16 protein-coding genes are annotated in these 23,958 nt (G+C 46.8%); 10 read left to right on the forward strand and 6 right to left on the reverse strand.

What is annotated here, in order from left to right:
- Nucleotides 1-22: 22 nt before the first annotated feature.
- The 3 genes from nadE to GVN20_RS27480 form a co-directional block, all read right to left on the reverse strand.
- On the reverse strand, nucleotides 23-2,047 hold the full coding sequence (gene nadE / locus GVN20_RS27470; RefSeq protein WP_166561410.1) for an NAD(+) synthase: 2,025 nt from the start codon (nucleotides 2,045-2,047) through the stop codon (nucleotides 23-25).
- Nucleotides 2,048-2,141: 94 nt separating this feature from the next.
- Complete coding sequence (locus GVN20_RS27475) at nucleotides 2,142-3,377, reverse strand: hypothetical protein (protein WP_229599209.1); 1,236 nt, start codon at nucleotides 3,375-3,377, stop codon at nucleotides 2,142-2,144.
- Nucleotides 3,374-3,910: a redoxin domain-containing protein gene (locus GVN20_RS27480; protein ID WP_166561411.1), complete on the reverse strand. Its 537-nt coding sequence runs from the start codon at nucleotides 3,908-3,910 to the stop codon at nucleotides 3,374-3,376. Before GVN20_RS27480 ends, GVN20_RS27475 begins: the two co-directional genes overlap by 4 nt.
- A 176-nt stretch (nucleotides 3,911-4,086) precedes the next feature.
- Here GVN20_RS27480 and GVN20_RS27485 point away from each other — a divergent pair, with 176 nt between their 5' ends.
- The 8 genes from GVN20_RS27485 to GVN20_RS27520 all read left to right on the forward strand — a co-directional run bounded on the left by GVN20_RS27485 (nucleotide 4,087) and on the right by GVN20_RS27520 (nucleotide 18,631).
- Nucleotides 4,087-7,137 (forward strand): TonB-dependent receptor, encoded by a 3,051-nt coding sequence (locus GVN20_RS27485; protein ID WP_166561412.1) that lies wholly within the window; start codon nucleotides 4,087-4,089, stop codon nucleotides 7,135-7,137.
- 45 nt (nucleotides 7,138-7,182) lie between these two features.
- Nucleotides 7,183-8,580, forward strand: a complete 1,398-nt coding sequence (locus GVN20_RS27490) for a RagB/SusD family nutrient uptake outer membrane protein (protein ID WP_229599210.1) — start codon at nucleotides 7,183-7,185, stop codon at nucleotides 8,578-8,580.
- Between the two features lie 51 nt (nucleotides 8,581-8,631).
- Nucleotides 8,632-9,504 carry a hypothetical protein gene (locus tag GVN20_RS27495; RefSeq protein WP_166561414.1) on the forward strand — a complete coding sequence of 291 codons (873 nt, stop codon included), beginning with the start codon at nucleotides 8,632-8,634 and terminating at the stop codon, nucleotides 9,502-9,504.
- 41 nt (nucleotides 9,505-9,545) lie between these two features.
- Nucleotides 9,546-10,037 carry a lipocalin family protein gene (locus GVN20_RS27500; protein WP_166561415.1) on the forward strand — a complete coding sequence of 164 codons (492 nt, stop codon included), beginning with the start codon at nucleotides 9,546-9,548 and terminating at the stop codon, nucleotides 10,035-10,037.
- Between the two features lies 1 nt (nucleotide 10,038).
- Nucleotides 10,039-12,417, forward strand: a complete 2,379-nt coding sequence (locus tag GVN20_RS27505; RefSeq protein ID WP_166561416.1) for a M43 family zinc metalloprotease — start codon at nucleotides 10,039-10,041, stop codon at nucleotides 12,415-12,417.
- A 268-nt stretch (nucleotides 12,418-12,685) separates the two neighbouring features.
- A complete protein-coding gene (locus GVN20_RS27510) occupies nucleotides 12,686-14,860 on the forward strand; it encodes a HEPN domain-containing protein (protein ID WP_166561417.1) in 2,175 nt (724 codons plus the stop codon).
- A gap of 3 nt (nucleotides 14,861-14,863) precedes the next feature.
- Nucleotides 14,864-15,607, forward strand: coding sequence for a uroporphyrinogen-III C-methyltransferase (gene cobA, locus GVN20_RS27515; RefSeq protein ID WP_166561418.1), 744 nt, complete (start codon nucleotides 14,864-14,866; stop codon nucleotides 15,605-15,607).
- Nucleotides 15,608-15,787: 180 nt separating this feature from the next.
- Complete coding sequence (locus GVN20_RS27520; RefSeq protein ID WP_166561419.1) at nucleotides 15,788-18,631, forward strand: PQQ-dependent sugar dehydrogenase; 2,844 nt, start codon at nucleotides 15,788-15,790, stop codon at nucleotides 18,629-18,631.
- Between the two features lie 93 nt (nucleotides 18,632-18,724).
- Here the strand turns inward: GVN20_RS27520 and GVN20_RS27525 are convergent, their stop codons facing one another.
- Nucleotides 18,725-19,606, reverse strand: a complete 882-nt coding sequence (locus GVN20_RS27525) for a hypothetical protein (RefSeq protein ID WP_166561420.1) — start codon at nucleotides 19,604-19,606, stop codon at nucleotides 18,725-18,727.
- Between the two features lie 116 nt (nucleotides 19,607-19,722).
- On the opposite strand from GVN20_RS27525, the gene moeB reads away from it, so the two are divergent.
- Together moeB and mnmD are read left to right on the forward strand one after the other, a co-directional pair.
- Nucleotides 19,723-20,808 carry a molybdopterin-synthase adenylyltransferase MoeB gene (gene moeB, locus GVN20_RS27530; RefSeq protein WP_166561421.1) on the forward strand — a complete coding sequence of 362 codons (1,086 nt, stop codon included), beginning with the start codon at nucleotides 19,723-19,725 and terminating at the stop codon, nucleotides 20,806-20,808.
- A 4-nt stretch (nucleotides 20,809-20,812) separates the two neighbouring features.
- Nucleotides 20,813-21,484 carry a tRNA (5-methylaminomethyl-2-thiouridine)(34)-methyltransferase MnmD gene (gene mnmD / locus GVN20_RS27535; RefSeq protein ID WP_166561422.1) on the forward strand — a complete coding sequence of 224 codons (672 nt, stop codon included), beginning with the start codon at nucleotides 20,813-20,815 and terminating at the stop codon, nucleotides 21,482-21,484.
- On the opposite strand, the gene GVN20_RS27540 is transcribed toward mnmD, so the two are convergent.
- On the reverse strand, nucleotides 21,479-22,243 hold the full coding sequence (locus GVN20_RS27540) for an SDR family NAD(P)-dependent oxidoreductase (RefSeq protein WP_206023386.1): 765 nt from the start codon (nucleotides 22,241-22,243) through the stop codon (nucleotides 21,479-21,481). The two genes, mnmD and GVN20_RS27540, sit on opposite strands and share 6 nt — an antisense overlap.
- Nucleotides 22,244-22,570: 327 nt before the next feature.
- Entirely contained in the window at nucleotides 22,571-23,953 is a 1,383-nt protein-coding gene (locus GVN20_RS27545) for a RagB/SusD family nutrient uptake outer membrane protein (protein WP_166561423.1), read from the reverse strand.
- Between the last annotated feature and the right edge of the window lie 5 nt (nucleotides 23,954-23,958).

The raw sequence follows: 23,958 nt of genomic DNA on the forward strand, positions 1-23,958 counted from the left end.
AATCCAGAAATCGTGTCAATCCTTAAAACCCAATTTTTCCTTTGCGTCCTTTGTGATTTTTGCCTTCGTAATAGGCGCTTAATTCCTCCAATTCTTTTTCAAATCCACCAGATAGAATAGGGAAACGGCACCACGAACGAGGGTCAAGGTTGAGGTCGTCTAAATGAAAACTCGGTGCATAGCGTTCACGTTTCCACTGATTCCGACTCCAAAGTTTGAAAAAGCGCTCGACAGATGTAAACAAGACATCACGTGTGTACTGCTCGGCAAAGCGTACTTCCATAAACCGGAAACAGTCAATCGGCGATTTTTTGTCACGAATCGCCACCTTTTCGATGGCATCCAAGACCTCATAAGGCATCAAATCTTTTTCGTCCGTTTGCATTTTGTATTGCGGGCGGAGTTCGGCGGTGGGTTGCAGGCTGTTTACTTTCTTCAGTCCTTCAATTTTGATGTTTTTTCCTTTGACGTGGCAACCAATGGTTTCGAGCCAAACGAGCCATTGGCGAAGCCAGAATTTGTCAATTCCTGCAATCGGACTGATGCTACCAGCGGTGTCGCCGTCCATGGTACAGTAGCCAACCGCCACCTCAGACCGGTTGGAAGTGGCCAATAAAAGATGTCCGTATAAGTTGGTCAACAGCCACACGCCTGGGGCACGTACCCGTGCCTGAATATTTTGAAGCGGAATGTCATCCTGTTCCCAGGTCAAGTCGCGTCCTATTTGTTGTTCGATTAAATCTTTATAGGATTCAACGAGCCCGTTGATATTGACGTTATAAAAGGTAGAACCGATAGAGTCCGCGAGACTTTTGGCCGATTCTAAAGTATCTGTTGAACTATTTTCCGTACCTTGATAAATACTGTGAATCAGGTGTTTGGCAATGCCTTCTTCGGTGGTTTCTTGCTGGATTTTTTTGATATAACTTAGCTTTTGTTTAAAAGCGGCTAGACCGATACTTTCATCGGCCAATCGAATCATCAGACCGCATAATGCCACGCAGGCGCAGGAATCGGCACCGCCCGAGAGTGAAACCGTAAAACCCTGAGAGCGCGATTTGCGAAGATAATCAAACAGCGCCAACGATACGGCTCGCGCAAATTCTTCTTCTTTTAAATAGCCTTCTCGCTCAAAAGGTTCTAATTCAGCTACTTGATAGGCAGGGGCGGCTTCGTGCCATTCAAACGTATCCACAACTTTCCAATTGCCCGTTGGCAGCGCTGATTTGATTTGTGAATGCGACAGTCGGGTTACATCAGTATCAATCACCGCCGACGTAATGTGGTAATCGTGGTAGCCAAAACGCGGACTGGAGGCCAGAAGGGTTCCGTTGGAAGCAATCATGGCATCGCCGTCAAAAATGAGTCTTCCTGATTCGTTTCCTAACAGGTTGGTGTATACATAACTGCATGAATAGGAGCGTGAACCATCAATGACAAAGCGCTCTCTGGTGATGAATTTGTGAAAAGCAAACGGGCTGGCGCTGGGGTTCAGAATAACATCGACTCCGCGGTCAAAATGATTGCGCCCGGGGCGTTGTGCCACCCAAGCGTCTTCGCAGATTTCAAAGCCTATTCGGATACCCGATACATCAAACACCAAATCTCCAAAAGGATAGCTGAAATCCCGGACTTTGATTTCATCGCGCGCATTGGCAGGCCAGCGGTGAAACCACCGGTCTTCGTAGAAAACGCCGTAATTGGGCAAGTGCTGTTTGGCCACAAACCCTAGAATCCGTTTGTTGACAATAAAACAGGCAGTATTGTAGATTTTGCTGTTGAATTGCATTGGTAATCCTACCGATACCGCAATGCCCGATGTATGCGCCACGATTTCATGAAGGCTTTCAATGGCTTGGGAGAGGGTATTGGGGCTATAAAAGGCGTCTTCACAACCATAACCTGTAATACAAAGTTCAGGAAGACATAATAAACTAACGTGTTGGTTTTTAGCCTCTTCTATAGATTCTATAATGTGTTTTTTATTCTCTTTCCACGCCAAAGGGGTGGTGTTGATGGTTCCGGCGGCTACTTTAAGAAGTGGCATGTTGAATAGGTTATTGATTTATGCAAAAATGAGGTTTCCCAACGAGAAAGCCAATAAGAAACAGAGGAAACCGAGCGATTTCGAAAATCTCGTGTCATTTTTTCGGCTCAGACGAAGTATTGGTATATAAGTCACAATTTGGGATAATTTTTTTTTTCGAATAGGATAAAAAACCGCTGAAAATCGCGACTTCTTCGTACGCGGCTACCAGCATCTGTTTCAATTCTGTGGTAAGAGACTCCGCCTCGTTCTTTTTGAGTGCTACTTCTTCGGGCGTGAGTTGGGCCAAAAAGTGGGTTATCTGGGGAATAATGGCACTCTCTTCGTCGATGTACCAACCTGCTCGCTGCAATAATGCCCACGTATCGGCTTCTTTATTTCCGCAAAATAAAATGGCGCCGCCCGCGCATATCGAGCTAATTGCCTTGGAGGGTACCGCAATATGGGTCCATTTTGTGAGCAAACTAACTAAATGAACATCAATGTAAGGTAATTGGCTCCTTGGTACATTTTTGAGAATAGTAATGCCTTTTTTCGTACCTGCAACGGCCAGAATGTTGGCAGATTTAGTACCGTAAACGGCTAAAATAAGGTGGTGTTTCTGAGGGTCAAAGTGATTTATAAAAGCCAAGAGGAAATCAGCCGAGTGGGCATCTCCGAGGTTTCCAGCGTATCCAAAGTAAACTTTTCCGTCTGCTTTGCGCCATTCGGGCGGCGTTGGGTCGTGGGGTTGGTCGAGCAATACGCCGCAGGGGAGAATTGTGGTAGGGAGCGATTTACGGTATTTTTTTTGGATGTAGGCGGCCTGATTTGGCCCCAGTGCGAAAAGTTGAGCAGGCGCAAATCGGTAGGTTACCCATTCCACAAAGCGATAAATAGGGTTCGTTTTTTTGATGACACCATCGGCGACAAAGCCTTCGGGAAATAAATCCATGGACCACAATGCCCACCGAATCCCGAATAAAGGTAGCAACCAAGAAGCCCAAAAAGGCAATAGCGGGGGGCTGGTCATGCACAGCACGGGCCCCCGGCGCACGCGCAGGGTTTTGAGGAGCAAGAATAAGCCATCAAAAAAACCAGCCGCTAACTTTAGAATTCCTTTGTTCCCCTTATATAGGGTGGAGATTTGAAACGTTTTGCCGATGGGTAGACGAACTTGCCCACCGCCTAAATCACTGCGTTTTACGTGGACAATTCGGACGTCAATGCCGTGATTTTCAATCAGATATTTGGTTAAATCCCACGCTGATTCCCCCGTTATACCTGGGTTGGGAGGATAATGCCGATTGATGATGGTGAGAGAAAGTGGTTTTTTTTTGGTTGAATTCATAATGATTGGCTTGCGCTTTCTCTTTTTTTGCGGTTAATGAGGCAGCCCACGGCTTCGGTGCGGTTGGGTGACACGGGCCTATGAGCGGCCAATGCTTCGAGCGCATCTTGGAGGTAAAATTCGGTGGTTTTGGGGCGGTATCTTCCTAAACCAAAAAACTGGTTGTCGATAGCACCTCGGTAAACTTCCACACCATTTTTATCAAGCAGTACCACTTCTGGGGTTGTTTTTGCGTCATAACGTTCAACAAGGGTATGGTTTTTGTCGATTACGTAAGGAATGGTAAAACTATATTCTTTGTTAAATTGGCGAATCGCTGATTTCTTGATAGATTTAGTGGGAAAAACTGCCTTAAACGCAACGTTTTGGCCGAATTTAACGTACATTTCCTGTAGTCGCTTGCTGGATTTTTGGCAAATCGGGCATTCGGTGTCGTAAAAAATAAAAAGAGAACTTTGCGCCAGTGATTCATTATTCAGTAAACCAAAGCCCGCAAGAAATATCCCAATTAATATTTTATTGTATTTTTCCATGATTCAAAATTAGATGAATGAAGTTGTAAAACATTCGCCCTGATGTTTCGTTTTTAAAATTATAAATAATTTGGCGAAGCGTGTTTTGACCCAAATTTTTTATCTAAATTTTCGCCCAGTATCTACATCAAACCAGTAACCCGTCCGAAAATTCCTATATTTCAAAATACTTTTACATGAACCATTTGTTACGAAAGTCTTTACTCATTGTTTTTTGCCTTTTTCTACTCGGTACGGGAGCGTTTGCCCAAAACCGTACTGTGACTGGAAAAGTTACTTCGGCAACAGACGGCCAGCCCATGCCCGGTGTAAACGTTACGCTCAAGGGGGCACCTTCGGGAGCCAATACCGACGCGGACGGCAGCTACCGTATCAGTATTCCTGCTGGCAAAGTTACGTTGGTATTTTCATTTATTGGAATGCTTAGCCAGGAGGTCAACGTCAATAATCGCACAACTATCAATGTTGAACTCGCCGAAAACCCGACTCAACTCAATGAAGTAGTCGTAACGGGCTATAATTCTACCCAAAAGAAAGATATCCTTGGATCCATCACTTCCGTTTCGGCGGCCAAATTTAAGGATATTCCGATTGCAGGATTTGATCAGGCATTGCAAGGACAGGCCGCGGGTGTACAGGTGACACAATCGTCGGGAACGCCCGGAGGAGGGGTAGCGGTCAGAATTCGGGGAAATACCTCTATTTCGGCCTCTAACCGCCCTTTGTTTGTGGTGGATGGAATTCCAGTGATGGATGAGGCGGTGTCGGGACGAAGTTTTGGTGGTCAAAACGACAACACCCTTACTTTTGTAAACCCCAACGATATTGAATCAATTCAAGTCCTGAAAGATGCCTCCGCCAAAGCAATTTATGGTTCAAGGGCCGCCAACGGAGTGGTATTGATTACGACCAAGCGCGGAAAGGCCAACTCCCGGACTACAATCACACTCGATGCCCAGCGCGGAGTGGTGGATATTATAAAGAAAGTAGATTTGCTGAATTCGTCAGAGTTGTTGCAGTTGCAGCGAGAAGCCGTTATCAATGCGGGTCAAGACCCCGACCAACGTGGACTGATTTCGGGGGTCACCGACGGTGTTAATACTGATTGGTTGGATGCCATCTTGCGCCGTGGAATTTATCAGCAGTATCAAATTTCGGCCACGGGAGGAAACGACAAAACGCGTTTTTATCTCAGCGGTGGTTTGCGGGATGAAGAAGGGGTTCAGCTCAACAACCGTTTTACCCGCTACTCAGGTGCGCTCAATGTGGACCACAAAGCCAGTCAAAAATTAACCATCAGCACCAATATGTCGCTGGGCTTTACGACCAATGACCGCGTAAAAGGCGATAATTTTTTGGACGGGGTTTATTCAGGGGCGATTAAAAGCTTGCCCTATTTTGTTCCTTACAACGAGCAAGGAAAACTCTACACGCCTGGCGACCCGAATTATGCAGGATTTCCTAACTTCAATCCCGTAGCGCAGGCGGTGTTGCCGCGTTTCCGCACCTACGGCACCAAAATCCTCGCGGGGGTCAGCGGGCAATACGAAATTATCAAAAACTTAAAACTCAATAGTAAATTGAGTTTAGATTACAACAACTCCGAAGAAGACCAGTATGAATCATCTGCTACGGCTATCGGAGGCTTTTTGCCCGCCATCGGTGGTCAGGGTTATGGTGTGTATATTACCAATACGCTCTTTACGATTTTGAACTCCAACACACTTACCTATCTTTTTGATTTGGGGGGTAAGCACCACTTCAATACCATGCTCGGAACGGAAATTCTCCAGACTAAAAATCGGAGTTCTTTTGCTTCTGGTCGTATTTTTCCAAGCGACGACTTTACCTATATCAATTCATCGGGGGTACAGGATGCGGCAGGTTCGGGCTTTGCCCAAAATGGCCTTATCTCGGGTTTTGGTGAAGTACGGTACGATTACATGGAAAAGTACTTGTTTACGTTTACCTCACGTTACGATGGTTCATCGCGTTTTGGGCCTAATCGTCGCTTTGGTTATTTTCCTTCTCTTTCGCTCGGGTGGCGGGTTTCGGAAGAGCCTTGGATGAAATCATTGGAATTTATTCAGGACTTGAAGCTGAGAGGAAGCTATGGATACACGGGTAACGAACGCATCGGAAACTTTACTTACCTTGGTACTTGGGCGGCATCTACGTACAGTGGTGCCACGGGGGTGAGTCCCAACAACCTCAACAACCCGCTTTTGCAATGGGAACGTACCCGTGAAGCCAACGTAGGCTTGGATGTTTCGCTGTGGAGTGGTCGATTGAGTGTGATCATGGAAGCTTATGATAACGTTACGGACAATCTTTTGTTTAATCAGCCGCTACCGCTTACCACTGGTTTTGGCGGTTTTCAAGGAAATATCGGCTCTATCTCTAACCGTGGATTAGAGCTGACGATTTCGACGGTCAACATCGACCGTAGTGCCAACCAAGGGCTTCGTTGGAATACTGACTTTAATATCTCGCATAACCAAAACAAAGTATTGGAATTGGTCGATGATCAACCACTCTTCCGGGGATATACCGCCAACGGAGTCAGTGCAACCAATGTGATTTTGCCAGGCCAGCCGCTCGGAACTTTCTGGGGGCTTAAATTTCAGGGGGTAGATGTAGCCACTGGCGACGCCCTCTACGAAGACTTTAATAAGGATGGAAAAATCAGCCCTGATGATGCTCAGGTGATTGGCAACGCCCAACCGCTGCTGGTAGGAGGGCTTACTAACCGCGTTACGTGGGGGAATTTTGATTTGAGTGTATTTCTCCAATTTATGTACGGCAACAAAATCCTGAATTTTTCTAATGTAACGCTTCTCGATAACGGAGCCAACCTCGAAAACAATCAGGTAAGAGCGGCTCTGAGAAGATGGCAAAAACCTGGCGATGTAACGGATGTGCCGCGCTACGAATTGGGCAATACTTACAATAACTTTCATAGCAGTCGTTTTCTGGAAGACGGTTCTTATCTACGCCTCAAGAATGTGGCGGTGGGTTACAATTTCCCTTCGCGGTGGCTGAATAAAGTCAAAGTCAGAACGGCCCGCCTGTACGCTTCGGCCATCAATCTTTGGACCTTAACGGCTTACTCAGGTGCCGATCCTGAAGTAAGTACGTTGGATGGGTCTACTTCTGCGCAGGGTATTGACTTTTTTACGTTACCCCAAACCCGCAACATAACGGTAGGGTTAACAATTGGTTTCTAAAACACACATCCGATTTCTTCACACAATGTTTCAATGGTGTCAAAAATGAATAAATATCATATTTCTTTGGTTATGGCGATGGGTTTATGGTTAAGCAGTTGCAGGGAAGTTCTGGAACCGCGACCGATAGATATCTTGGCCGACCAGTTTGTGCTAAACCAAGCCAGTGATGTAGCTACGGTACGTTTGGGAGCCTATGCCGCCTTTAGAGGTACTGCCGCGCCAAAAGTGATTGTAGGGGATTTTACCGCTGATTATATTCAGCATAACGGTACGTTTACGGATTATCAGGAGTTGGGCAACAAGCAGATTACCTCTGCCAATGGTGTAGCAGGGGCGCTGTGGGGCGGTGTTTTTAACACGATTTACGTCTGTAATTTTTTGCTCGAAAAACTGCCTTCTGTGCCTGGCGTACGTGAAGCGCAGCGTAAAACGGTCACGGCTGAAGCCCGTTTTTTGCGTGGCATGGCCAATTTTATCGGTGCTACTACCTTTGGGGGTATTCCGAATGTTACCTCGACTGATATTGATGTAAATAAAACGGTCTCAAAGGCAAGTAAGGAGACCATCATGGAAAGTGTATTGGCTGATTTTCAGGCGGCCCTGACCGATTTGCCCGAAGGAAGTCCTACTGATGGGCGCCCCGTTTTTGCAGGCTATGCCACTAAAAACGCCGCACGGGCAGCTTTGGCGCGTTTTTATCTGTACCAAAAAAACTGGGCTCAGGCCGAGGCTTTGGCTACAACTGTGATTAATTCTACTGCTTATGAATTGGTCAATTATTCGGATGTGGTTTCTGAAGACTTTAACAATGAATCTATTTTTGAAGTAGGCTATACCGCTTCCGACGACCCCGGTACGAGTGCTTTTGGCCTCAATAATCTGTTGGTGGGTCGCCGGGAAGTAATTCCTTCTAACCAGTTTATTACCCAAATCATCTCACGCGATGCGGGCGAAAGGGAAGCAACCGTAGATTTTGATTTTAATGAGCAGGGAGGGGGAGACAACGGCTGGAGTGTTCGTAAATACGGCACCCCCGATGAGGATAACAACAACATTGTGATTTTTCGACTGGGCGAAATGTACCTCATTCGAGCCGAAGCAAGGGCACAGCAGGGAAGAATTACGGGAACTTCAGGCGCGCTGAATGATTTGAATATTTTACGTACGCGGGCTGGTAAAAACTCGGCAGCTGCCGATAAGCCTACGCTGCTTACAACGGCTACCCAGGCAGAAGCGCTTTTATTGGTTGAGCGGGAGAGATTGTATGAATTGGCTTTTGAAGGCCACCGCTGGTATGACTTGGTACGTACTGGGCGTGCGCAGGTGGTTATGTCGGCTTTTTCGCCAAACTGGACCTCAAAATACGAACTGTGGCCTATTCCTCAGACCGAAATCCAACGCAACCCTTCGTTGGTAGGACAGCAGAACCCTGGCTATTAAGCCAAACAGAAGGCTTGATTTGATATGACGTTTTCGGAAAAAAAATTGAATATGAAAAATACTAAATACACATTTTCTCATTTAACAGCGTTGGTAGTGACTCTTTTGGCGGGGCTTTGGTTATCAGGCTGTGAAGAACAAAGGATCATTTACGAAGGAGCAAATTTCGTACGCTTTACGGATTCCACGTTGAGTTTTAAGGAGAGCTATTCTAAGGCCATCAAAATTCGGGTGCATAACGGAGGTAAGGTGCTCAATGAGTCCATCAACGTTCAATATACCATCGGTGGAACCGCGCGCGAAGGCCGCGATTATCGAATTGAAGGAAACAAGGGCACTGTGATTATCCCCGTAAATCAGAGTTTTGGTGAGATTACGCTGTACCTCCTCAACAATGCCAATAATATTCTGGAATCCAGCACCATTGAATTTACCATTGCTGGCGTTTCGCCCAGCGATAAAATTAAGGTTGGATTTGGTGAGGGAGGTTTAGGCAATAAGATGGTTTTTACCATTCGTGATGCTTGTATTATGGATGGCATTTATACAGGCCGACTGCCCGTGGGGAATCAGGCCTTTCAGTTGGCAGATATTGAAATTTCCAGCGCAGATTGCAAGCGGTATACGATTTCCAATATCAATGTAGGTTTGTTAGGCTTCCCGCAGTTTTTCAATTGGGACAGCCCCGTTGGGTTTCAAGCGGAGCGCCCTACGCTTGATTTTATTGACAATGGAAACAACACACTCACCATTCCGCAACAAGTGATTCCGCAGTTTGCGAGTGGCTACGATACCCTCTCCGGAACGGGTGTGTGGAATCCAGTCAATAAGCAAATCAGCCTCAGCATTAGAATGAAAGTCTACAAACTAAGTAATAGAAAAGACAGTATTATTAACCTACCGTTGATTTATGTGCCGCAGTAGGGTGGATGCTAACTGAATTGTTCTCTGAAAATCGCAAAAAAATGAAAACCTATATTCGCTATACTGCCATTTTTGGCCTGCTGGCTGTGTTGAGCAGTAGTTGTTCTGAAAAAATTGAACCTAAGCCGTTGACTTATACGCAATTGCTGACAGGGACCGAAAAGAAAGCGTGGGTGCTGAGCTCGCTGACCATCATTGATGAAAAAGACCCGTTTGAATTGCCTGGGAATCAAGTGTTGGATCCATGCGAGTTGGATGATCAATTTGTATTTTATGCCAACGAGGAGAAAAAAATGGAGTACAGCAACGGCGCCACCAAATGCCGCACGACTGAGCCAGAAATTTTAATCACGGATGTATGGCAATTGACCAATGCCAACGCTACCCTTGAGATAGGGATTCCGCGTATATTCGGCGGATTCAAACTGCCTTTTGTTATCAAAACGTTGACCGAAAATTCACTGGTACTGGAGTATTATTTTGGAGATATTGATGCCAGTTACCGTTTCTCATTCACTTCAAGCAGTAAGTAGCATGTTGAAAATATGTACTCGCGCCTTTTTAAGCCTGTTGGTGCTTTTATCTTTTTTTGCCCAAGCGCAGCGCCGCACAGAACCCTGCGCTACGATGGAAATGGACAGTTTGCTGCGACTGCGGAATCCTTCGGAAGGCTCGTTGGATGAGTTTGAGCGGGATTTGCAGCGAAAAATGGTTCAAATCAAAGCCCGTATGGCTTCTGGAAGGGGAGCGGCCGAGATTATTACGATTCCAATTGTTGTCCACGTGATTCACAGTGGGGAAGCCATCGGGACGGGTCGAAATATAAGTCAGGCGCAGGTGCAGGCCCAAATTGAAACCCTTAACGAGGATTTTCGACGTCGGGTCAATACCAATGGTTTTAACAGCGACTCGCGCGGAGCAGATATTGAAATAGAGTTTTGTTTGGCTCAATTTAACCCCCAGGGGCAGCGCATGGCCGAGCCAGGCATTGACCGCGTAAACGGCAACCGTACCAACTGGGCGCGGAACGACATTGAAGGTTCGTTGAAGCCCACGACCTCATGGGACCCCAACAAGTACTACAACATTTGGGTGTTGGACTTTGCTGCTCAGGATGATAATCTCCTCGGTTATGCCCAATTTCCAAGCAATTCCAACCTTTCGGGGATTCCGGGAAGCGGTGGCGCAGCCAGTACCGATGGGGTCGTGATAAACTATGCTAATTTTGGAAATGCCCAAAAAGGAAATTTCTCCCTTCTGCGAGCGCCCTATAATTTAGGACGTACCCTCACGCACGAAACTGGACACTGGTTGGGGCTGCGCCATATCTGGGGCGATTCTAACTGCGGCGACGATTTTTGTGCGGATACACCTTCTCAGGCCTCTGAAAGCCGTGGTTGCCAGAAAGGACGGATGAGTTGCGGAACCGCCAACATGGTGGAAAACTACATGGATTATTCAGATGATGCGTGTTTTAATATCTTTACCAGAGACCAGAAAACTCGGATGCGGGCGGTGATGGAAATAAGCCCTCGACGCGCTAGTTTATTGACTTCTAATGTGTGTGGCCAGTTGGTGGTGGGAAGGCCTACACCCAACTTTGAAGCAGAAAACCGTGTCGTATTGTTGGGAGCACAAGTAAAATTTACGGATTTATCTACCAATTTCCCAACGGCTTGGCAGTGGGAGTTTGAAGGTGGAGACCCCGCGGTTGCTACCGAGCAAAATCCAACGGTAACCTACCGAACTGCGGGCAAGTTTAAAGTGACGCTTACGGTTTCAAATGCGTCGGGGGCTTCTGCACCGTTGACAAAAACACAGTACATTGAAGTTGTAAATGCAGGGTTGTGTGCTACCGTAACCAATTTTACGGGTACAGGCACGGTCATTCGACAATCGACGGGCACGGGATATGTATCGGGGCAAAACAGTCGACGAACGCAGGCCGTGGCCGAACTGTTCCCCAACACGCTTGGCTATACCAACTTGCGGGGGGCTTCGCTTAAATTTGGCGTGGCAAAAGCCGCCAGAGGAAATGAAACAGAGGCAGTTGTGCGGGTGAAAGTATGGAATGCACGCGGTTTTCAGGGAGGACCGGGTTCTGAATTAACGACCAAGGAGGTTCCGCTTCGACGGATTTTGGATGATGTTCGAAACAACCGTGCTACCACCGTGGTGTTTGACCAAAATATTGATTTGTCGCGCCAAAATAACTTGTCATTCTTGATTGGCATTGAATTGGATTACGTAGCGGGAGATACCGTTGCGCTCACGACTACCCTCAATGGGGAGTCGCTCAATGCGACCTCGTGGGAGAGAAATTCAAGCGGAAACTGGGATCGCTACATTGTCCGTACGGGTCTTAACGTGGCACATAACATTACTGCACAGGTAGGGATGAAAGCTTCGGTTCAAATACAGGCTTCGGCGCAGTTTATTAATCCCGGCGAAGCCGTAACGCTGCAGGCCCGGGGTGCATCGGTCATCAATTGGTCGCCTTCTGAGGGACTCAGTGCGACGCTCGGGCCGCAGGTAATTGCCCGTCCAAGTCGTACGCTTACGTATCTGGTCAAAGGGACGGGCTCTGACGTGTGCTTGGATTCAGCCAGTGCCACTATTTACGTGCGCAATGTCCAGATTTTATCCAATGAAACATTGCCCGAAAAAGATTTTACTATCAGTCCCAACCCTACGGATGGAGTCGCCGAGGTCAGCTTTACCAATGGGTTGAGAGGAAAGGTTACGCTTCGAGTGCGAAGCATCACTGGGCAGGAAGTTTGGCGGGGCGAATTTGAGAAAACCAGCGATTTATTCCGTCAGTCTATCAATGTTCGCATGTACCCCGCGGGTTCTTACTTTATTGACCTGCAGTTAGGTGACTTCGTTGACCGAAAACGGCTTGTGAAGTATTAGACCAATAGCACTTTTAGCACCTTGTAGAATAGGCCATAACCAAAAGAGATAACTTTCGGTTATGGCCTATTCTTTTTTTTATGATTCTTGATTAGGATTTTAGCTGAGCATCAACCAAATTTGCATAACAATAGTAATTCAATAGGATTGAGTCACCTATAATTTAATAATATAACTGTAGGGAATCTCCAAAACTATTACTCCAAAGGCTCTAAAAGCCTTTTTACGTTTAAAAATAAAAATATTAAGTCGATAGAATATAGGTACTATGACAATCCCATTCTCACCAAACGTTAGCGAAGCCGCCCGTCGCGATATATTGGAGCTGGAAAGTAAAATTAGTGTATTTCGCAGCGGTGAAGTACCCGAAGAAGCGTTTCGTAAGTTTCGTCTGGCCCGTGGGGTATACGGACAGCGTCAGCCCGGAGTGCAGATGATTCGCATCAAATTGCCTTACGGGCGTATCACGGCCGACCAGCTGGTACGCATTGCCGATTGCTCCGATAAATATGCCACAGGAAACCTGCACGCAACTACACGTCAGGACATTCAACTTCACTTTGTGAAATTGGCAGATTCACCAGCGCTTTGGGCGGAGTTGGAAGATGCAAATATTACCTTGCGCGAAGCCTGCGGCAACACCGTTCGTAACGTAACGGCCTCCGCGCGGGCGGGTGTTGACCCCGAAGAGCCTTTTGATGTTACGCCCCACGCCCATGCTATTTTTGAGTACTTCCTGCGCAATCCGATTTGTCAGGACATGGGTCGTAAGTTTAAAATTGCGGTGTCATCATCTGCGAAAGATTCGGCCTATGCATTTATGCACGATGTAGGGTTGATTCCAGTAGCGAAGCTCGCCGAAGATGGCACCCAAATCAACGGCTTTAAGGTGTTGGTGGGTGGAGGATTAGGCGCGCAACCGCTTTTGGCCAAGGTAGCCCATGAGTTTTTGGAAGAACAATTCGTGATTCCGTTTATCGAATCTGTGATTCGGGTATTTGACCGCTATGGCGAGCGCGTACGTCGCCATAAAGCGCGCATGAAGTTTTTGTTGGCTGATATTGGTTTGGAGGAGTTTTTAAAAAGGGTAGAAGAGGAGCAAAAGGCCCTTAAAAACAAAGAATATGCCATTGAGCCTTTGGCCTTTGCGGCAAATGATTTATTAAAGGCAAATGAAAGCAAGCTAACCCGCGAAGATTTGATTGCCGCCGAGTCCGAACAAAACAGCCCTTACGTGCATTGGCTTAAGACCAACGTTTTTGAACAAAAACAAAAAGGCTGGTACGCCGTACAATTGCGGGTGTTGTTGGGTGATATGCACTCATCCACCGCGCGTAAATTGGCAGACATCGTACGTGAATACGCCGCCGATGATATTCGGGTAACGGTCAATCAGGGGTATATTCTTCGTTTTGTGAAAGCTGAAGATTTGCCCGCTGTTTATGCAAAACTCAATGAATTGGGCTTGGCAGAACCTGGTTTTGATACCACGGCTGACATTACCACTTGCCCAGGTACCGATACTTGTAATCTGGCGATTTCGAGCAGCTACGGTATTACCCGTGTGTTGGAAACGATGATGAAGGAAGAGTTTCCTGATATTATTTACAACAACGACATCAAAATCAAAATCAGCGGTTGTATGAATGGCTGTGGCCAACACAGTGCCTGCAACATTGGTTTTCATGGCAGTTCCATCAAAAACGGCAAACTCGTATTGCCCGCATTGCAGGTTTTGTTGGGTGGAGGCTTCAATGGAGCGGGTGAAGGAATGATGGGCGACAAAGTCATCAAACTTCCCACCAAACGTGGCCCTGCGGCTTTACGGACGTTGTTGAACGATTATGAAACCAACGCCTTTGAGGGAGAATATTACAATGATTATTTCCTGCGTCAGGGCAACAAATATTTTTATTCCATGCTCAAACCGTTGGCTGATTTGACCACGGTAGTTAGCAGTGATTACGTAGATTGGGACCACGAAGAGCCTTTCCAAACCGAAGTAGGGGTGGGCGAGTGCGCCAGCGTGTTGATTGATTTGGTGGCTACGACGATTATTGAGGCCAACGACAAACTTAGCTGGGCCCATGAAAACCTCGAAAAGAAAATTTGGGCCGATGCCATTTATCACGCTTACAACGTATTTGTAACGGGTGCCAAAGCATTATTGGTGAGCAAAGGAGTGGCGACCAATACACAATACGGCATTGTGAAGGATTTTGACGAGCATTTTGGCGCTGAGTTTAATGATCTTTCCGAAGGGGTTTCGTTTAAAGAGTTGGTATTCAGTATCAATAAGAACGAACCCACGCAGGAGTTTGCCGAAGGGTTTGTGGCCAAAGCCGCGCATTTTATTGGAAAAGTAAATCAAATTCGTCAGCAACAATTGGAGAGCGAAGGTGAGCCTGAATTAGCGCTGGTAGAATTTGGAAAAGATAGCTAAGATATGAAAGTTACGCTCATAGGTGCGGGACCGGGTGACCCGGATTTAATAACCCTCAAAGGTATTAAAGCCCTAAAATCTGCGGATGTGGTACTACATGATGCGCTGGCAAGCACTGAGTTGTTGGAGTATTGCAAGCCCGAATGTATCATTGTCAACGTCGGAAAGCGCTTTGCCCAGCATAGTTGTAATCAGGATGTAATTAATCATTTGATTGTAGAATATGCCCAGCAATATGGCCACGTAGTTCGCCTTAAAGGCGGCGACCCGTTTATTTTTGGTAGAGGGTATGAAGAATTGGAATACGCGCAGCGCCACGGCATCGAAACACAGGTGGTGCCGGGTATTTCGAGCAGTTATGCCGTTCCTGCCTTGGCTGGCATACCGCTGACCACTCGCGGCCTGAGCGAGAGTTTTTGGGTGGTGACGGGCACTACCAAAGACCACAAACTCTCGAATGATTTGGCCCTCGCGGCACAATCGTCGGCCACGGTGGTGGTATTGATGGGGATGCACAAACTTTCAGAGATAGTAGAAACCTACGCCCAACTCGGTAAGCTCGAATTACCCGTGGCCATTATCCAAAACGGTACGCGCCCTGATGAAAAAATTGTGACGGGCAAAGTTGGAAATATTCTACAACTTGTACAGGCTGAAGGCATAGGCTCCCCCGCCATCATTGTGCTGGGAGCGGTAGCCCAACTCGCCGACAACGTAAAAAAGTTTACTCAACTAGTGAATTATTAACCCACCCTTCATTAAGTACCTTTTGCCTAAATGGTTTTTGAGCATAATGCTTAAAAACCATTTTTTTTGTCCCTAAATTCTCCAGTGGCCTGCCATTATCTTTTGGAGGTATTATTCTTCATTAAGAATTTATCATTTTATTTTGTGAAGTTTTGCAAAACAACGCATTAGATAAAAGAAATGGCTTTATTGGATAAAAATATGGGGATGAATTGCCGATTGATTCTTGCGGGTATATTGGTAGGGTGGATATTTTTGGGTATTTGCACCTATGCCCAACCGTCTGGTTTTCAGGACCAACTGAAGGTGAAAGGTGGAGTTGATGTGGGTCTTGCGAATCTCATAGGAGTGACTTTTGATGCAGCTGGACAAATGTATGCCTGTGAAAGTAGCGGAAAAGTATGGGCCCTTCGATTTGCAGCAAACGGCACATTTCAACAAAAATATTTGCTGCTAGATATTTCAGGTGAAGTGCTTAATAACAGTGATTTAGGACTAGTATCGCTGGTGCTAGATCCTGATTTTCTGACAAATGGCTACTTTTATCTTATGTACGCGGTTAATCGCCAGTTTTTATTGAATGGCACGGATGGCGGCGATGGACCAGAGCAAACGGGGTCGATTGTTAGGGTGACCCGTTACACCGCAGACCTTGGAGCAAGTCCAAGTTTTACAACCGTGAATCCCAATAGTCGATTGGTGTTGATCGGAACAAGCCCTGCTGATGGAATACCGATTATCAGCATTAACCACGCTGGCGGCTCGCTCGTTTTTGGCAGTGATGGTACGCTTTTGGTTTCAACAGGCGACGGGGCTTCGGCGGGCGTAGACGAGGGCAACCGGGGTAGTTATCAGTTAGCAATCAATGCGGGGGTTATCACGGCTGAGCATAATATCGGAGCTTACCGCTCCCAGCGCGATGATTCACATAATGGAAAAGTGCTTCGTATTGACCCCGCTACTGGAAACGGAATTCCCTCAAATCCACTGTATAATTCAGCTACTCCGCGAGCGCCAGCTTCTCGTCTTTGGGCCAAAGGCCTGCGAAATCCGTTTAAAATGAACTTAATTCCGGGTACAGGGAGCCACCATCCAGAAGATGCAAGCCCGGGAGTATTGGTGATTGGCGATGTGGGAAACACTACCCGCGAAGAAATCAATACCGTGACTGGACCTAATCAAAATTTTGGTTGGCCGCGTTATGAAGGCATTGACCGGGTAAATTTCGATTATGATAATTTAACCTATGACCCAGCTACTTACCGCAAACCTATTTTAGAATACCGAGAGCTATCAACCGCCGCAAATGTGTGCCTGAATCAAACGACAAAAATTCAGATTGGCACCCCGTCTTTTCCGTACACAGGACCCACATTTACGGGAAACTCTACGATGGGAGGGACTTTTTATGCAGGAACTAATTTTCCAGCGGCGTACCAAAATGCATTATTTATGGCCGATTTTGGGGGTAAATGGATTCGGGTCTTGAAGCTGAATCAAAATTACGAACCAGCCTCTATCACCCATTTTATGAGCACTACCTATCAGATAGTGCATTTGGCCTACAATAGTTCTGATCAGGGACTATATTATGTGACGGGAAATGGCCTGCCCTGCGATGAAATACATCGTTTAAGTTATAACACTGGCAATATTCCCCCCATTGCAAAAATAGAGGCCGATACTGCCGCTGGTATATCGCCGTTGCCCGTGGCATTTACGGCCATAAAATCATACGACCCAGAAGCAACAGCCTTAACCTACGAATGGAAAATAGACGATGGAGCGGCTTTTAGTACAGGTTTAGCACCCCACTATGTTTTTAGGCCTCCCGCCAATACGCGAAAAAAATACAAGGTAAAATTGACCGTGAAAGACAACGCAGGCGGAAGCGGGGCACTGAGTAGTAGCGATTCCATCTATATTTATGTCAACAATACTCCGCCTGTGATTGAAAGTAGTAGTTTGGATAATTTGATTCAAATTCCTGAGGGGCAGTTGTATCCCTTGACTTTGTCAGCAACGGCGTCTGATGCCCAGTCGCCTGCCGACAGTCTTACGTTTAGTTGGATTGTGGGCTTGGCTCATAATGGACATGAGCATCGCAATCCCGCATTAGTGGGCAATTCAATCAATACAACTTTGGACGCCTTGACTTGTGAAGTAGGAGATGCGACGTACTGGTACCGTATTTACCTGACGGTGACAGACCCAGAAGGATTATCAACGACCTTGCGTAAAGACATTGAAGTGGCGTGTAGTGGGTCAGCTCAGACCCTCAGTTTTAGCCCGATTCCGAATCAAAACATTACATTAAATACAACCACCAATACGCTGATGGCCTCGGCCAGTTCTTCAGTAGGAGCAATGCCCGTTAATTACTTCGTTACCTCAGGGCCAGCGTACGTTATCGGCAATACGGTCACCCTGACTGGAAAACCGGGAAAGGTTGAACTAAGGGCAACGCAGCACGGCAATGGCACCTACCGCCCCGCGCTGCCAGTTGAAAGGATATTTGACGTAAATCGCAGCATTGTTAATTATAGTATTGCCTTTACTGATATTTCTGATAAACAGGCGACTGAACCCCCTTTTACCCTCACTGCAAGTACGATGCCTGCGGGGGGAACTATCCAGTATTTGCTGATTTCGGGCCCCGCAACTTTGTCAGGAAATACGGTAACCTTGACTGGCGACGGTGGTACGGTCCGGGTCAGGGCTTTTTATCAGGGAACCTACACTCAAAATGGAGCCTTTACTGAGCAAACGTTTGAAGTACTATGTCCTCACCAATATACCCTTACAAATCCGATTGCAAACGGGCAAAACAAGGTTTATGAGGCTACTCAAGTGGTAACCGCAACCAATAAAATTCAGTCGGGTGCCAACGTGGTGTATCGGGCGGGAATAACGGTGAATTTGCAGGCAGGTTTTTTGGCGGAACAGGGAAGCGTATTTCTGGCCGAGACGCGGGCGTGTAACCCTGCGGTGGGGGCTTCGGTAAAAGAGCAGAAAATAAAGTAAAGATAAAAGATTGATGTTTTTTGTTTGACAACCGACAAAAACAAGGCGGTTGTCAAACAAAAAAACTGGTCTATAGTGCCTATTACTCAGCGCTTATTTACGGCTCTTAGTGATGGTTTTTCCGTCGGAGGTAACAGTGTAAGTGCGGTCGCAGGTGCCGTCGCCGTAATCAACCACCGTTTTGGGTTTGTCGGGGCGTTCAATCTCAATGGTACCCGACACGGGGAAAATTCCGCCTGTGCCTCGGCAGGCTACCTTTGTAATGAGAACCTTTGTGATGGTTGATTTGAACGTTTTGCCATCGCTGCCCGTGGCGGTGGTGCTGCCCGTAACGAGGATTTCGTCATCGGCACGGTTGAGCGGAGTGCCTTTGGCGTCTTCTTTTCGGGTTTTGGTACTGCTGAAAGTAATCGTCTTACCGTCTTCGGTGGTGATGGTGGTTTCGGTAAAGTCCTCTTTGGTTACCACACGGCCGTTTTCAAGTGCTAAGTTGATGGTATGTTTTCCATTGATAATGCGTGGGCCACGCTGGAAATTTTCGTACGTAATGTTTTGGGTAAACAAGCCAGATGCATCTCTTGGCGGTTTTACGGGGATCTGAATGGTCATTTTGCCGCCTACTTTTCGGCCTTCGCATTGTTTGGCGGTACCATAATCAACCACGATGGTAATAATACCGTTGGATTCGCTGCGGGAAACGGTCGCGCATTTGTCGGCCTTGAGTGGGCGTTTTCCTGGGTTTCCAACGCTGTCGGTGCCAGTTTCGGCTGACTCTCGAAGCGAAGAAAGCCCCCCGAATAGTTCATCATTGTACGTAAAAACCGCTTCTGTTTCGTCAATAATTGACTGATTGTCTTCGGCGGCAATGATTTCTTCTTCGGGCGTCGGGCCGGTGTTTTCTTTGTTACAGGCAATCAACATCAACGCTACCCCAGCGGTAGCGGTCAGGCTTTTCCAAGACATTTTGATTTTCATGGAACTTTTAGTTTAAGGTTTAACATTTGTTTTGTGACTGCTTAGGCTTTTGTACGTTAGCTTAGAGAAAAATCTTTGCCAGAAGGTTTAATAGGGGTCTTAACAAAATTTAACAAATGCTGACTACGGACGAATTAGGTCGTTATAATCGCCATTTACTGATTCCTGAATTTGGGTTGGCAGGACAAGAACGGCTGAAAGCGGCGCGGGTGCTGGTGATTGGATGCGGGGGACTGGGTAGCCCGATTTTATTGTATTTGGCAGCCGCTGGTGTGGGCACGCTCGGCATTATTGACGGTGACCGGGTTGATGAAAGCAACCTTCAGCGGCAAATTTTGTACGGAACAGAATCAATCGGCAAGGCCAAAGTGGAAGAAACTGCCAAACGCTTGCAATCCCTGAATCCTTTTTGTACGATTGAGCCTTATTTTGAGCAGCTTACGTCTAAAAATGCACTTGGCATTTTAGAAAAATACGATCTCATTATTGACGGCTCAGATAATTTTCCGACGCGCTATTTGGTAAATGACGCCTGTCTGCTGTTGAACAAACCGCTTATTTATGGGGCTATTTATCGTTTTGAAGGGCAAGTTGCCATATTCAACTACCAAAATAGCCCGAACTACCGCGATTTATTTCCCACCCCACCACCTCCCGAACTTGCGCCCAACTGCGCCGAAGCGGGGGTTTTGGGCGTTTTGCCGGGCATCATTGGGAGTTTGCAAGCCAACGAAGCCATTAAACTCTTGGCGGGTATTGGCGAGCCATTGGTGGGTAAATTGTTTGTCATGGATGCCCTTACCTTGACGACCAGAATTATAAAAATACCCCGTTTGCCCGCGCGTTTTATCATTGACAAATTGATTGATTATGATGAATTTTGCGGCATAAAAACTCCAGATTGGGAAATGGAAGTTACACCCGAGCAACTGGCTGAGATGCTGAAAAACAACCTTGATTTTCAGTTGATAGATGTGCGTGAGGCCAATGAATACGCCGTTGATAACCTGGGTGGAGAGTTGATGCCTCTGTCGGTGTTGACGGATTTTACGGGTCAAATAAGTCGCGAAAAAATGGTTGTTATTCACTGTCAAAGCGGAATGAGGAGCCAAAAAGCCATTCAACAACTGCGTGAACAGCAAGGTTTTATGAATCTGAAAAACCTAAAAGGCGGACTGGCGGCATTTCGGAAAATGCACTAGTAAAATGAGTATTCAACGTATTCTCACCTCCGACGGCTCGCATACATTATGGAACGAAACGCTCAACGTGTATTACCATTCGGTCAACGGTGCCTTGCAGGAATCGCAGTCAATTTACATTGATTTGGGCCTGAAAGAAGCCATTCGCCATTATCGGTTAACCCCAATTTCGGATCCTCTTGCTGTGTTTGAAATGGGGTTTGGTACAGGGCTAAATGCGTTGCTCACGTGGTTGGAGGCCGAAACAGCGCAGGTGCCCGTTCGCTACGTGACCGTTGAGGCGCATCCGTTAGCAGATGAGCTGGTCAGGGAATTGAATTACGACGGGTTATTGGAAACCCACCGATTGATACAACTTCACGAAGCGGTATGGGAACGGCCTGTTCAACTCTCTCCGTTTTTTACGCTTGAAAAATACCGAACAAGGCTTCAAGATTTCGAGACATCCCTTCAATTTGATGCCATCTATTACGATGCTTTTGCTCCGTCGGCCCAGCCAGAACTTTGGGAGCGGGAGGTTTTTGAGCAATTGGCTGCGCTGTTAAGACAAAACGGCAACCTAACGACCTACTGTTCCAAAAGCTACGTCCAACGCAACCTCAGGGCGGCGGGTTTTACCGTTGAAAAACACCCTGGGCCAAAATGGAAACGGGAAGTGCTGCGGGCCATTTTATAAACTCATGCCCCCATCCACAAACAGATTTTGCCCCGTTATGTAGCGCCCCGCGTCTGAGCATAAAAATACAGCCATGCCTGCACAATCCTCGGGCTGCCCCATGCCACCTTCGGGGGTAGTCATACGTTCGGCAATTCGCTTTTCCATTTTAGGAACAGGTGCCTGAATGCGGGGTGTATCAATGATGCCGGGTGCTAAATTGTTGACCGTAACCCCCTTATCGGCCAATTGAAGCGCTACATTTTTTACTAAATTAAAAACCGCTGACTTGGTGGCGGCATACACAATCATGGCGGGATGGGGCCGAACCTGCTGCACGCTGCCAATGGTCAGAATTCGCCCCCAGCCTTTTTTGATCATGGCAGGTGCAAACTGCTGCATCAATAAAAGGGTAGATTTAAAATTTGCATTGACCTGAAAATCAAACTCACTTTCCGTCACTTCTTGCCAATTTTTGGCCACCTGTACCGAAGCATTGATGACCAAAATATCAACGGTATCGGTTATTTTAGAAACGCTTTGGAAAAATTTTTGGGGCCCGTCGGGTTTTGAAAAATCAGCTTTTACAATCTGTACTTTATCTTTGGGTTGGTTGATTTGTTTGGCTACTTGTTGAGCTTCTTTTTTATCACGGCGATAGTGGATGATTACATTGGCGCCGTATTCGGCAAGCGCAATGGCAATTGCTTTGCCAATCCCCTGACTCGAACCCGTTACAACGGCTGTTTTTCCAGATAAATTAAGTCGTTCAGAAAGCATTGTATTTGAGTTTTCTTTAACCAATTCATAAAAATGGAAGCAAGACAAAAAATAAGACCAATGTTCGCTGGGCCAAGACTGTGTAATTATTTCAGCAAAACTGGGGCATATTGTGCCCAATGCGCCATTCTGATGAGAAGTTAACTTCTGTTCGAAGCTATAAATCTTGTGAGTGAGTGGGGGTAGAGAAACGGCGAAGATGACCGAAAATCAGTGGGAGTTAGGCATTATAGATCATGAGTAAGTTGTGGTTAAAAAGTCAACAAATAACATAAATCCCTGCCACTTCACGTAGCAGGGATTTATTGATTATGGGTAAACCGTAAATTACCGCGTTTTTACGTATTCATCCCAGTTGATTTCGGCCTGCGGGCGGGCCAGTTGCCTGAAAATTGTACCACGGTCAATGGTGACATCTACGTTTGCGGCATTGAGGCGATTGTAACGACGCAAATCTACCCAACGATGTCCCCAAGGCTCGGCCCAAAGCGAATAACGGCGTTGGAACAAGATTTCGTCAATAAGGGCGTCTTTGGTCGTAGCGCCCGTGTAGTTGCCAATACCCGCAGCGGTACGAATACGGTTGATTGCCGCCACTGCTTCTGGGGTTTTATTGAGTTGGGCGTTGGCCTCAGCAGCAATCAGTACCAGCTCTTCATTACGGAAAAATTTCACCTCAGAGGTGTTGAGGGCAAAACGGTTGTCTTGGTACAAACCCGCGAGAGGTGTTCCATCTGAGGTAACTGATACTGGCGCAGTACGACGGAAAAACTTCGCACGTACGCGGGCATCTCCTGCAATGGTATCGCGCAACACCGACGGGTGTACCACCATCATGGTACTTACATTGGCATTTTTGACAAAAAACAGCGGGTTAAACGTATCTGGTGGCGCTCCGAAGGTATGGGCCGGCCCAGCCTCTAAACTACCAGTTGCATTATAAAAGGATGCGGCTACTGCATCCAAAGCACCTTGCCAGTCCTGACGATACACGGCTAAGCGCGCCGCAATGGCACGATTGAGTTGACGCAGTCCCGCAATGGTTCCGAAGCCATTTCCTGTGAAACCAGACGTCAAACGTAAAGGGAAATTTCCTGTGCCAGCACCGCTCAATTCGGTATTGCCTTCGTCCAAGATGCGTTTGATTTGGGTAAGAGACTCCGCAAGCGGTAAGAAAGGCCCTGGATTTTGAAGGTCTTTGACATCAATTCGAATTCCATTTTCGTATTGCCCCATTGCCACAATCAGGTATTGGTACGCCATGAGGGTTTTGGCAAAGCCCGAAACCGCATTTTTTTCTTCGGTCGTAAAAGTATTGGTATTGTTAACGGCATCAATCACCGTCAAGGCCTGACGAATGGCAAAATAAGGTTGCTGATACGTATTCAAATACCCAAACATGTTGGCTGTTGCCTGACGCCCGTTCATGCCTAGCCAATCGGTTTGCCAACGAGGGTCAGAGGCGTTTAAGTACCACAATTCACGCCCCATTGTTCCGAACAACATTGTCACGGTAAAGAGATAATCACGGTGGCGTGATTCCAACCCCGTCACCAAGTTTTGCACTTGGGTACGAGAAGCGTTTTGACTCACACTTCCCAGCGAAGGGTTGTTGGGGTCGTTGGGAGTATCAAGGCTGAAAAAGTTACAAGAACTCATCATCAACAACAGCCCTGCAAAAATCGGAGTATATAAGTGTATTTTTTTCATGTCCG

The sequence above is a fragment of the Runella sp. CRIBMP genome, assembly GCF_009905605.1.
GTDB lineage: Bacteria > Bacteroidota > Bacteroidia > Cytophagales > Spirosomataceae > Runella.